This window comes from Pseudomonas sp. AL03 (genome assembly GCF_029960815.1).
Taxonomy (GTDB): Bacteria; Pseudomonadota; Gammaproteobacteria; order Pseudomonadales; family Pseudomonadaceae; genus Aquipseudomonas.
The window spans coordinates 1-12626 of record NZ_JASBRE010000012.1 but is presented as its reverse complement, the minus strand read 5'-3'; the positions used below and the strand labels follow the sequence as shown (position 1 = coordinate 12626).

General features: G+C 57.8%; 12 protein-coding genes and 4 pseudogenes. 10 read left to right on the top strand and 6 right to left on the bottom strand.

The features are described from left to right. Positions 1–80: 80 nt before the first annotated feature. The 4 genes and pseudogenes from QK293_RS13570 to QK293_RS13555 all read left to right on the top strand — a co-directional run bounded on the left by QK293_RS13570 (position 81) and on the right by QK293_RS13555 (position 2825). Positions 81–413 (top strand): transposase, encoded by a 333-nt coding sequence (locus tag QK293_RS13570; RefSeq protein ID WP_282377767.1) that lies wholly within the window; start codon positions 81–83, stop codon positions 411–413. Further along, positions 410–745 (top strand): IS66 family insertion sequence element accessory protein TnpB, encoded by a 336-nt coding sequence (gene tnpB / locus QK293_RS13565; protein ID WP_282377766.1) that lies wholly within the window; start codon positions 410–412, stop codon positions 743–745. Before QK293_RS13570 ends, tnpB begins: the two co-directional genes overlap by 4 nt. Before the next feature lie 81 nt (positions 746–826). Continuing rightward, positions 827–1747, top strand: a pseudogene (locus tag QK293_RS13560) (IS66 family transposase); the annotation flags it as partial. A gap of 336 nt (positions 1748–2083) precedes the next feature. Then, positions 2084–2825, top strand: a pseudogene (locus QK293_RS13555) (Mut7-C RNAse domain-containing protein). Between the two features lie 20 nt (positions 2826–2845). Here the strand turns inward: QK293_RS13555 and QK293_RS13550 are convergent. Next, a pseudogene (locus QK293_RS13550) lies at positions 2846–3157 on the bottom strand (methyl-accepting chemotaxis protein); the annotation flags it as partial. 7 nt (positions 3158–3164) lie between these two features. Further along, positions 3165–3413, bottom strand: coding sequence for a hypothetical protein (locus QK293_RS13545; RefSeq protein ID WP_282377915.1), 249 nt, complete (start codon positions 3411–3413; stop codon positions 3165–3167). 200 nt (positions 3414–3613) lie between these two features. Between QK293_RS13545 and QK293_RS13540 the strand changes: the two genes are divergently transcribed. Next, positions 3614–4042, top strand: a complete 429-nt coding sequence (locus tag QK293_RS13540) for a hypothetical protein (protein ID WP_282377765.1) — start codon at positions 3614–3616, stop codon at positions 4040–4042. Positions 4043–4789: 747 nt separating this feature from the next. On the opposite strand, the gene QK293_RS13535 is transcribed toward QK293_RS13540, so the two are convergent. After that, positions 4790–5269: a cupin domain-containing protein gene (locus tag QK293_RS13535; protein ID WP_282377764.1), complete on the bottom strand. Its 480-nt coding sequence runs from the start codon at positions 5267–5269 to the stop codon at positions 4790–4792. 509 nt (positions 5270–5778) lie between these two features. On the opposite strand from QK293_RS13535, the gene QK293_RS13530 reads away from it, so the two are divergent. Further along, positions 5779–6723: a chromate resistance protein ChrB domain-containing protein gene (locus tag QK293_RS13530; RefSeq protein ID WP_282377763.1), complete on the top strand. Its 945-nt coding sequence runs from the start codon at positions 5779–5781 to the stop codon at positions 6721–6723. Further along, the gene (gene chrA / locus QK293_RS13525) at positions 6716–8074 is read left to right on the top strand and encodes a chromate efflux transporter (RefSeq protein WP_282377762.1); all 1359 of its coding nucleotides are present in this window, start codon (positions 6716–6718) and stop codon (positions 8072–8074) included. The genes QK293_RS13530 and chrA overlap by 8 nt, the downstream gene beginning before the upstream one ends. A gap of 418 nt (positions 8075–8492) precedes the next feature. Here chrA and QK293_RS13520 read toward each other — a convergent pair whose 3' ends face one another. Both QK293_RS13520 and QK293_RS13515 read right to left on the bottom strand, forming a co-directional pair. Continuing rightward, positions 8493–9005, bottom strand: a complete 513-nt coding sequence (locus QK293_RS13520; RefSeq protein ID WP_282377910.1) for a hypothetical protein — start codon at positions 9003–9005, stop codon at positions 8493–8495. Between the two features lie 89 nt (positions 9006–9094). Beyond that, a pseudogene (locus tag QK293_RS13515) lies at positions 9095–9683 on the bottom strand (helix-turn-helix domain-containing protein). Positions 9684–9787: 104 nt separating this feature from the next. On the opposite strand from QK293_RS13515, the gene QK293_RS13510 reads away from it, so the two are divergent. Both QK293_RS13510 and QK293_RS13505 read left to right on the top strand, forming a co-directional pair. Beyond that, the gene (locus tag QK293_RS13510; RefSeq protein ID WP_282377761.1) at positions 9788–10729 is read left to right on the top strand and encodes a carbon-nitrogen hydrolase family protein; all 942 of its coding nucleotides are present in this window, start codon (positions 9788–9790) and stop codon (positions 10727–10729) included. A 72-nt stretch (positions 10730–10801) separates the two neighbouring features. Beyond that, positions 10802–11236, top strand: a complete 435-nt coding sequence (locus QK293_RS13505; protein WP_282377760.1) for a GFA family protein — start codon at positions 10802–10804, stop codon at positions 11234–11236. Positions 11237–11330: 94 nt separating this feature from the next. Here the strand turns inward: QK293_RS13505 and QK293_RS13500 are convergent, their stop codons facing one another. Then, the gene (locus QK293_RS13500) at positions 11331–11801 is read right to left on the bottom strand and encodes an anti-virulence regulator CigR family protein (protein WP_282377759.1); all 471 of its coding nucleotides are present in this window, start codon (positions 11799–11801) and stop codon (positions 11331–11333) included. Positions 11802–12129: 328 nt separating this feature from the next. On the opposite strand from QK293_RS13500, the gene QK293_RS13495 reads away from it, so the two are divergent. Next, positions 12130–12435 carry a panthothenate synthetase gene (locus QK293_RS13495; RefSeq protein WP_282377758.1) on the top strand — a complete coding sequence of 102 codons (306 nt, stop codon included), beginning with the start codon at positions 12130–12132 and terminating at the stop codon, positions 12433–12435. Positions 12436–12626 lie beyond the last annotated feature (191 nt).

Sequence of the window (12626 nt, the reverse complement as noted above, 5' to 3'; positions counted from 1 at the left end):
AGCCCGTTCTGCAAAGCCAAGACATGGTGTGCACTTAAATTTTAGTGGACACCATTTCTAGCCTTTTAAGCGGGTCTTTCATGCATCCACAACGCCGTTCCTACTCCAAATCCTTCAAGGCCCAGGTCATTCAAGAGTGCGCCCAGCCCGGGGCCTCGATTGCCAGCGTTGCGCTGAGCCACAGCCTCAACGCGAACCTCGTCCATAAATGGATTCGGGGGCAAACGCAGAAAGCCATGGCGCTGCAACCTGCTTTCATTCCGCTGCCCTTGCAGCTAGCCGGAGCAAATTCGCAAGCCGCGTCATCGACTATCTGCGTCGAAATCCCACACCCGCGCGGCACCGTCAAAGTGAACTGGCCGACCGAAAGCGCGGCTGCCTGCGCCACCTTTCTTCGAGACCTGTTGCGATGATCCGCATCGACGCCATCTGGCTCGCCACCGAGCCCATGGACATGCGTGCCGGCACCGACACAGCAATGGCGCGGGTGGTGGCGGTGTTCGGTGCGGCGCAGCCGCACTGTGCTTATCTGTTTGCCAACCGCCGCGCCAATCGGATGAAAGTGCTGGTGCACGACGGGTTGGGTATCTGGCTGGCGGCGCGCCGCCTGCACCAAGGCAAAGTCTTCTGGCCGGGTTCTCGACACGGCTCTCAGATGGAATTGGGTGCCGAACAACTACATGCCCTGGTGCTGGGTTTGCCATGGCAAAGAGTCGGGCCTGGCAGCGCGATTTCCATCGTTTAACGCCTGCCATGACCACCCAGGCCGTGCAATTGTCCGATGAGCCTATCGTCGGTTTTCGCCGGCTCTGGCAAAATCGGCGGCATGACTTCGCTGCCCAATCTCGACCAACTAAATCCTGAACAACTGCGCGCTCTGCCGGCGCAGTTGATGCAGCGTGTCGAGAGTCTCGATCAGAAAGTCGAGACAATGGGCAAGAAGATCCACCGCGACCAAACGGTTATCGAAAAGCTGACCCACGAGATTGCGCAGCTCAAGCGCTTCAAGTTTGCCAAGCGCAGTGAGCAATTAAGTCCGGATCAAGCCAGTCTTCTTGATGACCTGATCGACACCGACATTGCAGCCATCGAAGCTGAACTTGAAGCGCTGAAACTTGCTCCCGCTTCGACTGAGGTTCGGCAAAAACCTAAACGCACCGCCTTGCCACCGCAGTTTCCGCGCACTCTGATCCACCACGAACCCGATAGCAGCCACTGCCAGTGCGGCTGTGCTCTCAAGCGTATCGGCGAGGACGTCAGCGAGAAACTCGACTACACGCCGGGCGTGTTCACCGTTGAACGGCACACCCGTGGCAAACGGGTCTGCGATCAGTGCGAAACCCTGATCCAGGCACCGGTTCCGGCTCAGGTCATCGACAAGGTCATCCCGACCGCAGGGCTGCTGACCCATGTCATGATCGCGAAGTTTGCCGACCATTTGCCGCTCTATCGCCAGGAATCGATTTTCGGTCGAGCTGGGTTGGCCATCGCCCGCTCAACCTTGGCGCAATGGGTCGGCAACTGTGGTGTGCAGTTGCACCCGCTGGTCGATACCTTGCGCGATGCTGGCCTCGAACATGGCGTAATCCACGCCGATGAAACACCGGTGCAGATGCTCATGCCGGGCGCGAAGAAAACCCATCGCGCCTATGTCTGGGCGTATGCGACCAGCCAGTTCTCGGACTTGGCGGCGGTCGTTTACGACTTCAGCCCCAGCCGCGCCGGAGAGCACGCCCGCAACTTCGTGGTGATGTCGGCCGTGGATTCATAAAAGGTTTGCTGGTAATTAGTGCTCATAAATTCATGTGGCCTCGACGGCGTTTTGATTCAATCGCCTAGTTGCAATAGAAAATCCTGGACGTAGGGCACGACCGATATTCCGGCGTGGGCAGTGTTGGGAACAATGTCTTGCTGAACACGTATGTCATAGGCCTCAAGGTTACGTGGTGCACCGATAGAAACGGAGCGTAGACGTTCGGGGTGCAGGTAGTAAAATCGGTTGGCAAATCGTAGCTTGGTGCCTGCCGGAGAAGATGTCCGGACTAGACTCGCTCATCCTTGCAGCCCTGCCATACTGTTCAACATGACCAGTGCAACCTTCCGCTTCTACGAGGAGCTCAACGATTTCCTGCCGGCCGAACGGCGGCGGCAGTCCTTCACCTGCGAGTGCGCGCGAGCGGCGACGGTCAAGCACATGATCGAGGCGCTCGGGATACCGCACACCGAGGTCGAGTTGGTGCTGCTCAACGGCGAGTCGGTGGGCTTCGAGCGGGTGATTTTCGACGGTGACCGACTGGCGGTGTATCCCAAGTTCGAAGCGCTGGACATCAGCCCGCTGCTCAAGGTTCGTGCGCAACCTTTACGGGTGCTGCGCTTCGTCGCTGATGCGCACCTTGGCGGGCTGGCCAACCTGCTGCGCATGAGCGGCTTCGACACTCTCTACGACAATGGCTTCGAGGATGGCGAGATCGCCGAGATCGCTGCGCAGCAAGGACGCATCGTGCTAACCCGTGACCGCGAACTGCTCAAGCGACGGATCATCAGCCACGGCTGTTACGTGCATGCCCTGAAACCGTCGCTGCAGCTGCGCGAGTTGTACGAGCGCCTCGACCTGGCGCGTAGCGCGCGGCCATTCAGCCTGTGCATTCATTGCAACCTGCCGCTGCACGAGATCAGCCCGGAACTGGCCCGGTCGCAGGTGCCGCCACTCGTTGGCGCCCTCTATTCGCACTTCCTGCGCTGCGACGCCTGCCAGCGAGTCTTACTGGGAGGGTTCGCACTGGCGCGGCATGTGTGCACTGCTGGCACCTCTGCTGTACCGATAGCCGAGCGCATCGGGCCGCCTCTACGACTTGAAGCGCCCCACCAGCCCGTTCAGTTCATTCGAGAGGTGCGAAAGCCGGCCTGAGTCTTCTTGCGCAGAGCCGGCCAGGCTTTCGACCAGCCGCGCCTCGTCGTAGATCTGCTGGATATGCCGATTGATCTCTTCGGCCACACTGTGCTGCTCTTCCGCCGCCGCCGATATCTGCAGGTTCTGATCCCTGATTTTATTGACCGACAACTGGATGCCTTCAAAGCTGTCACATGCGCTCTCGATCGAGGACACACTGGCTCGCGACAGGTTCAGGCAACTTTCCATCTTCTGCGAAACTTCCTTTATCAGCTCAGATCAGCTCACCAAGATGCTGGTCGAGCGGGCCCTTGAGGACGAAATGATCGAGGCGTGGATGGCGATCCTGCTGCACCAGGACATCATCCCTCTGCTCGCTGCCATGAACGCCCTGCAATGCTTTGGACATGGCCAGCTTTCGCTTGGCCGGCCTGCAGGAGCCGCAGCACCCGTAAAGTCCTGTGCCGCAGTCGTTGCTGTTGGTGGCCGAGCGGGGGTGAGTGCAATCGATGAATTCGGGCAAGGCGAACCGCCTGGCCGGATACTGCTCGGCTGAGTATCCGCAGGGAGCCTGCCCCGTTTGACCGGCACGGCTCCCAAGCCCGCGCTGTGCGCACGAGAGGCGCCTGCTTTTGGCCAACTTCTATCGCTAACGGCTGCCCGCTTGGGTCGTTGGAAGTATGTAGCTCTGATACATTTGCCCTTTTTCAGGAGGGAAAAATTATGCGAAGGATTATCGCAACGGGGGCGCTCTTGCTGGCCTTGGGCGGTTGCGCAACATCACCTATGCGGGTTTCTGACGCGCGGCCAGTGCCGGCCAATGAGATGTACGCGTTCAAAAGCCAGGGTACGAAAGATCCGGGACGCCTGACCATTCTCCGTGATGACGGGTTTGTCGGTGCGGGATGTGACCTCATGTTCTACATTGATGGTCAGCGCGCAGCCAAGATAGGTCCCGGTCAGAAGGCATCTTTCGTTTTGCCTGCCGGTGAAGTGAACCTCGGTACCGGGCTCGCCGAGTCTGGATTATGTGCTGGTGTTGCGATCAAAACTGTCGCGGCCAACATCAAGCCAGGGAAAGAAGTGATTTATCGAATCAACTGGGATACGCAAGGTTTCTACTTGGGCCCCTACGTTGAATATGGACGTTGAGCCCAGACAGTTCCGGCCTGTTTCGCACGCCACACCACCTATAGTGAGTGATCGCAAACACCAAAGCGCACCCTGAATACGGAACGGGTGGCTCGCAACAACTCATCCAAAAACCGGGCAATCCCTCTGTCATTACGGCGGATGAAGTCACTATTTTGCCGGAGAAATAAAAAGTGCTAACAGACCAGCAGGCTCGTTTATCACTCAAAGAACTAATCGAAAAATACCTCAAGGGAAGAGATCCCGATTACGAACGTCTGATCGAAATCGTTCAGGATCCATCGCTGCAAGTTCCCATCAGAGGCATGCTCGAAGACATTAGGCGATTTAACAACGTGCAATTCACGCAACAGGAACTGGAACGGATCGACGGCCTTTTATACATGTACGGGTAAGTCGGTTACACGTTGGCACCGGTGCTAGTCCTTTCGGCGCCAATTTTCTCCGGTTGCTACCTGGTCAGGCTTGGCGGAAGAGCGGGAGGCGCGATTTTGCTCACTCTCGCCTGCCGTTTGGGTGTCCGCTATCGGCCATTAGCGTATACCCGGGAACGTCTGCTCACCGCCCAAGCTCCGGGAGCGACAGTCAGTCTGGGTCGAAGAGCTCCGATCGTTTCGTGTTGCAACCGAACTCAAGAGAAGCAGCATTGATTTCATTCAATGCGCACAATCAGGGACTGGTCGCAGGGGCAGACGCGTGTGCTCGCCCATACGCCTGCGTGATGGTCGGAATACCAGGTAGATAAGGTCACTTCTTCCTGGGGTCATCCGCGGGATTTAGAAAATTGATACCCCACGGGCCGGTCCCATGGATCTGCACGACAGTTTCTTCTTGGGTAAATACATACATCGGCATACCAACAGGCATGATCGTGATACCGCCCGGCGTGTAGGCCCTGGCTTTGGCGGGGTCAAATTTGTCGCCGACTCCTAGGTGAAAAGTTCCGGAAATTACGGTGACACGTTCCACTACCGGGTGAGTATGGACACCTATTTTAGAGTTGGCAGGTAGCTTGAGCCGAAAGGTAAACGGATCTACAGTTTTCAGGTCGCCTTCAATAACTACGATTTGGGCGCCGGGTGCGACCGATGGCGCATCAGACCATTTGAGATCGGAGGGTAGAACTGATATGTGGCCCGCCATCGGTTGCTCAGCGCTCGACACGGGTAACGTCAGGAATGCGGCGAGTGTGAACGCGCACACCACAAAGACTCTTAATCTGTACATTTCCTGCTCCTTTCGAGCGGAACAAATGTTGCCCAAGGCTGTCACCATTGATTAAAGCTACCCTGGAGCCATAAGCAAGGCGGCCTATTGTTAAAGTCGCGACCGTTAGGGACGTCGGGGGACGCATCCGGCCATCTACGGCAGCTATGTGTCGTTTTCTGCCTGTCACCCGCGTCAACTTTGGGTCGATTGCAGCCCGTTGCTGACCAGTAATCAACGGCCTTGCGCAGGTGCGGGAAACATTGCCTTGCGCGCCGAGATCGGTTGCGACTTGATGGATATGATCGGCTGACGCTTACGGGCTCGAGCAGCGGAATAAACAAAAACGGGCGCCGTGAAGGCGCCCGTTTTTTTGTGTCCGCAAACAAAGAGGTGCGCCAGCATCCATCGGACTGCCGGCCTTCACCTCAAAATCAATCCCCATTTAATGCAGATTTTAAGGATGGCTTTCCAAACGCCAAAACCACAGTTAATGTAATAACAACTACAAAATAAATAGCGTTCTCTACATGAACAACTGGCTGACACTGATTCTCGCTTTACCCACCGCGAATTCCACCGAGCGCATGCGAGCCTGGCGTGCGCTGAAAGCCTCAGGTGCGGCGGTTCTGCGCGATGGTGCGTATCTGTTGCCTGATACCGGTGTCTGTCGTGAAGCTCTGGCGTCTGTCGAGCGCGACATCCTTTCTATCAATGGCACTGTTTACATCCTGCCCGTGGTCGATCCGAAGGGTGAGCGCTTTGTCGAGTTGTTCGACCGTAGCGATGACTACATCAAGCTACGCGCAGAGATTGAAGAGTGCCGTGGGCAGCTCAATCCTGAAAACGCATTGGCCACCACCAAACAAATTCGCAAGCTGCGCAAAAACTACGATCAGCTCACCCACATCGATTATTTCCCAGGTAAGCCCAAGGAGCAGATTGATTCAGCCTTGCAGGAGCTTGAGACGGCTGCCAGCAGAGCGTTGTCCGCGGATGAACCCCATAGCCGCGACGAGCCCATAATGGCACTCAACCGTGGTGACTATCAAAGTCGTGTCTGGGCAACACGTAAGCGTCCGTGGGTTGACCGTCTGGCTTGTGCCTGGTTGATTCGGCGCTTCATTGATCCACAAGCTCAGATCCTCTGGCTGAGTACTCCACATGACTGTCCGGCAGACGCGCTGGGCTTCGACTTCGATGGTGCGACCTTCAGTCATGTCGGCAATCGCGTGACCTTCGAAACCCTGCAAGCCAGTTTTGAGCTTCAAGAGCCCGGCCTGAACCGCATCGCGACCTTGGTGCACTACCTCGATATCGGCGGTATTCAGCCTTTAGAGGCTGCCGGTATCGAGCGCGTGCTGGCAGGACTGCGCAAAACCATTACCCATGACGACCACTTGCTGGCTGCTGCCAGCGCCATCTTCGACGGCCTGCTCGCCGAGTTTGTGAAAGAGGAACAACCCAATGAGTAAGGTGTTGGCATCAACGGCTGAAGAGGATCTATCGAGGCCGAAGGCGATCAGCTTGTGTGAGGCATTCTGGTTCTGGTTGAAGCTCGGCTTCATCAGTTTTGGCGGGCCAGCAGGACAGATTTCGATCATGCACCAGGAACTGGTGGAACGTCGGCGCTGGATCTCCGAACGTCGCTTTCTCCATGCGCTCAACTATTGCATGTTGCTGCCTGGGCCAGAGGCTCAGCAATTGGCGACTTACATTGGCTGGCTGATGCATCGAACCTGGGGCGGAGTGATCGCCGGAGTGTTGTTTGTGCTGCCCTCACTGTTCATCCTCATCGCTTTGTCGTGGATGTACATCGCGTTCGGCGAAGTGCCTGTGGTGGCCGGCCTCTTCTATGGGATCAAGCCTGCCGTGACGGCCATCGTGGTGCAGGCGGCACATAGGATTGGCACTCGGGCGCTGAAGAATAATTGGCTGTGGGCGATAGCAGCAGCTTCATTTACCGCGATCTTCGCGTTCAATGTTCCTTTCCCGTTGATCGTATTGGGGGCAGCGTTAATCGGCTATGTCGGAGGGCGGTTGGCGCCTGAGAAGTTCAGAGCCGGGGGCCATAGCGCTGCCAAAAAATCCTTCGGCCCGGCCTTGATTGATGACGACACCCCGTCCCCGGAACATGCCCGGTTCAGCTGGATGAAACTGGCGCTGCTGGCCCTCATCGGCGCAGCGCTGTGGGCTTTGCCGATGGGTATTTTGATCGCCCTCTTTGGCTGGGAAGGCACCTTGACCCAGATGGGCTGGTTCTTTACCAAGGCCGCGTTGCTGACTTTTGGCGGGGCCTATGCAGTCCTCCCGTATGTCTATCAAGGTGCGGTCGGTCACTACGGCTGGCTTACCCCGACTCAGATGATCGACGGTTTGGCACTGGGGGAAACCACACCGGGGCCGCTGATCATGGTGGTGGCCTTCGTCGGCTTTGTTGGAGCGTACGTCTCACAAGTGTTCGGCGCCGATCAGGTGTTTCTGGCCGGGGCTGTCGCGGCCACCCTGGTGACATGGTTCACCTTCCTGCCCTCGTTCCTGTTCATCCTCGCCGGTGGCCCGCTGGTGGAATCGACCCACAACGAACTCAAGTTCACTGCACCGCTTACCGCAATCACAGCGGCGGTGGTTGGAGTGATCCTCAATCTGGCATGTTTTTTCGGCTATCACGTGCTGTGGCCGCAAGGCTTCAGCGGCAACCTCGACTGGCCCTCTGCACTGATCGCCATTTTGGCGGCAATTGCCTTGTTCCGCTTCAAACGGGGTGTCATTCAGGTGCTGATGGCTTGCGCGATTGTCGGCTTGGCGGTGCATCTGCTGCGCTAGAGAGGATGTGATCGGTCGACGCTTACGGACTCAAGCAGCGGAACAATCGAAAACGGGCGCCTTGTCGGGCGCCCGCTTTGTTTAGGGTTGCGTGCTGCGGGTTTTGGTCACTTGCAGCCTATTCACCCACTGCCGAACGATGCAACTCATCGCAGCAAGCAGCTAAGCTTTATCAGGAGGCCTTCGCGAAACCCTGAAAAGTCAGGAGGCAAACAATGAGCAAACAACCTCAACCCCGGAGCCGCTCCAACCCCCAGCCCAGATCTCGCCCGGTAGTGCCTGCCCTGCCCTGCAAAACAGGCACCCAGTCCGGGGGATTGCGCGGTAACTACCCACCGAAGAAGTCCAATTGAGCTCAAGCGTGCGGCAGACTTTGCAGTTGAGTCTGTTGGACTTTCCCATCAACCCTTATGGCTGATCAGTGCGATTTTTTCGATACCGAAGTCCCGGCTTTGCTCAACCCTTTCGTGTTGTGATCGCCTGGTGTCGTGGTCGAGACTGCTCTGGCTTTGTCCAAGCCGCGAGTATCTTTGGAGTTGGCGATGCCTGAAGTCGTTTGGCCATGACCGCTATCACTATTGCGAACACTGCCGTAGTGGTTTCCGCTTTCGCCACGGTCGCGAACAGCCTTGCCGGCATGATCGCTGGACAGCCCATTACCGCGGCCGTTGCTGTCAGAGTTGCCGGAGTGACCTGAACCGCTGTGACCGCCGCCTGTACCGCCGCCGTGGCCACCGCCATTACCACCTCCGTTGCCGCCCCCATTACCACCACCGTTACCGCCACCACCACCACCACCACCACCACCACCACCACCGTCTTTCGCATAGGCGGAGTTCATGAGGGACAGGTCAGCAGGGAGTAATGGGGCGGCCGCCAGCATCAGGGCGCAGGACATTACAGCAACGAGACTCTTATTCTTTAAAAGCATGATGGCTTCCATAGGTTGATATCGCGAATCTTATGACGCTGTAAGCCCCAGACAGTTCAAAGTCCTGCGACCGACGGATGCTGCCAGCGCTAGCGTGCCGCGCTCCGGGTACTCGCAAACGCACTCGTGCCAAGCCAGCGCCACAAGCTTTCCGCATCCTTCACCGCGCCAGCCACACGCAGCTCTCGCGACTGCGCGGCACAGGTCTGCCACGCCCTGTTCGACCACGAGCCACCACGCTTGCTCGCCGGGCCGCGCGTCGCGGAACGTGAACTGGATGACCACCGGTCGGGACGGGAACGTTTCGATGCGCACGAACCGGCGCACGTCCCACATCAGCAAGCCCGCGTCGAGGTCGTCATCGCGAAGGCGACTGCCGATCCAGCGCGCGCCCCAATGTCCCAACGCCATGATGATGGGGCGCAATTCCTCGCCCGCCTCGGTCAGGCTGTACTCCCAGACTTTGCCTGCGGCCGTGCGGTGCACGACGCCGATTTCTTCCAGATGGCGCAGCCGCTGTGTCAGCAGGTTGGTGGACATCCGTGGTACGCCGCGGTGCAGTTCATTGAAGCGCTTACTGCCGCACAGCAGCTCGCGCACGACCAAAGGTGTCCAGCGCTCGCACAGTGCTTCAGCACCGCGTGCGACCGTGCAGAACTGACCGTAGCTCTCTTCCATCGCCTGGACTCCGCAACTGCAACGCTTCAGATTTTGAACTAGCCCCGCCACTTCGTTACGCGCACGCTCAAGCCTTCGAAAGCCAAGAGCCAAAGGAGAACGCCATGACCAAGGTAGCCATCATTCAGCGCCCGCCCGTGCTGCTCGATCGCAGCGCGACGATCGCCCGGGCCGTGCAATCGGTCGCTGAGGCCGCGACGGCGGGAGCCTCGCTGATCGTTTTGCCCGAATCGTTCATTCCCGGTTACCCGTCGTGGATCTGGCGGCTGGCGGCGGGAAAGGACGGGGCTGTAATCGGTCAGTTGCACACGCGGCTGCTGGCCAACGCCGTCGATATTACTAACGGTGACCTGAGCCAATTGTGCGAGGCCGCCAGGGTTCACGCCGTGACGATCGTGTGCGGCATCAATGAATGCGACCGGAGCAATGGTGGCGGCACGCTCTATAACAGCGTAGTCGTTATCGGCGCGAACGGCGCAGTGCTCAACCGACACCGCAAGCTGATGCCAACCAATCCCGAGCGTATGGTGCATGGCTTCGGTGATGCCTCCGGGTTGCGCACGGTCGATACACCGGTCGGCCGCGTGGGTGCGCTCATCTGCTGGGAAAACTACATGCCGCTGGCACGCTATTCACTGTATGCCCAAGGGGTGGAAATCTACGTCGCCCCCACGTACGACACTGGCGAGGGCTGGATCAGCACGATGCGTCACATTGCACTTGAAGGCCGCTGCTGGGTGCTCGGCAGTGGCACCGCGCTGCGCGGCAGCGATATCCCCGATGACTTCCCGGCGCGTACGCAACTGTTTCCCGATCCGGACGAATGGATCAACGACGGCGACTCGGTGGTGGTCAACCCTCAAGGCCGGATCGTGGCCGGTCCATTACACCGAGAGGCAGGCATTTTGTATGCGGACATCGACGTCTCACTCGTGGCGCCAGCGCGGCGGGCGCTCGACGTCACCGGGCATTACGCGCGCCCTGACATTTTCGAACTGCAGGTGCGGCGCACGCCGGCCACAGCGGTGCGCTACATCGACGGGTGAAGGCAGGCAACGTTCAGGCGGTCCATGCCATGTCCGGCGGTATCGCCTGGCAATTAATCAAGGAGTCATGCCATGAGCATTGAACGGTCTTACAAGGGCAATTGTTTTTGCGGCGCAGTCGAGTTCACAGTCAGCGGCGAGCCGGTCGGAATGGGCTATTGCCATTGCGAGTCGTGTCGGCATTGGTCAGCAGGACCGGTCAATGCCTTCACGCTGTGGAAACCCGAGGCGGTGCAAGTGACTCGGGGTGCTGACAACATCGGCACCTACAACAAGACACCGCGCAGTTACCGCAAGTGGTGCAAGACGTGCGGCGGACACATCTTTACTGAACACCCGGGGATGGGGCTCATCGACGTGTATGCCGCGGTCATCCCGGATCTCGCATACTCGCCAGGCGTTCACGTGCACTATCAGGAGACTGTGCTGCGCATCAAGGATGGATTGCCCAAGCTAAAGGATGTCCCCAACGAATTAGGGGGATCGGGCATCAGCGTGGACGAATAGCGTAGCAAGGTAACGGCAATGTCATAGGCAACCGCCTCAGAACACCCTTCAAATGGGCATACGGATCATGCCCATTGCCCGCGCCACTCAAGCATTAATCAAAAGCACCGTTGAGCACTTCGTAGATGAGCCCGGTTGCCAGCGCAACCAATATCAAGTCGGTGCCAGCTTGCTGCCATTCATATCCATCATAATGAGGCAGCCTGCCGATTAACCGACCGTCCAGTTTTTTGGCAATCCCTGGTGGAAGCGGCTTACCTCGCGCGAGGTTCTTTTGAATGCCGGGTGGCAATGCAGGTCCGGGGCTCCAGTAGTCTCGATACCCACCAACAATCCCAAGTACGCTTGCGCGACTGATGATTGGGCCATTATCCCAATCGCCGCCCCCGGAATTTTTGCCTTTGCTTCCCTGTCCACCCTGACTGCCATGAACTTGGCTGTTTTGCGGATTTCCCTTGGCGTTTCCTTGACCCTTTCCATTACCGGGATCGGCTAACGCAGTTGCTGAGCCGCAGACCAGCGCAAGGCATGTAACAGCTGCAATCAACGAGCGAGATCTGAGCATGAGTCGTTCCTTCAGCGTGGAGGGATATCTCAATGAAATTTAGACGCTATTGACGATGTTGGTTCCATTTCTTCCCATCAACACCCAAGCCCCCCCTCGATGTCCCCTGCCAAGCCATGACCGACTACCGCATCCGCAACTATCAGGACTTTCTCAATCCTTGAAATAAGGCTTCATGACCGCCCGTAACCCGTGCACGAGGGCTGGCTCACGCTTCGCTATTCTTGATGACACAAACCGCGAGGACTGTTGAATGAATGGCCTGCGGCATGAGCGCCAGACGCAAAGGTCTGGCTACAGGGTTGCAAGTTGAGCAGAGGATTGAATGATGAAGATGTTACTGATGGTCGAGTGCCCTAATGAACCCTTCAATTCCCTTGTCAAAGCCGGAAAAGTGGGCGAGGTCATTGAGCGCATTCTGGTCAGCATCAAGCCGGAGGCGGCGTACTTTACTGAGCAGGATGGCATGCGCGGCGGGATCTTTCTGGTCGACGTAAAAGACCCATCCGACATACCCGCTTTTGCAGAGCCCTTTTTTCTCAACTTCAACGCCAACTGCAAGTTCCGTATTGTGCTGAGCGCGCAGGATCTGCAAAAGGCCGATCTGGCGACGCTCGGGCAAACCTGGGCGTGAGGCACCTCCATTGCGGGCGTCGATAGTCACCTTCATCGTGTGGCTGAAGGTGGTTCGGATCGTCTGATCGAAAACCGCGCTGCATGAATGAGTAGCTTTACCGCGGTACTCAACGAAAAGCCCGGCCTTACAAGCCTAATGCTGTTCACTTAAGCGGAGCAGCCTTACGGTCTACTGGAAACCGGGTTTTC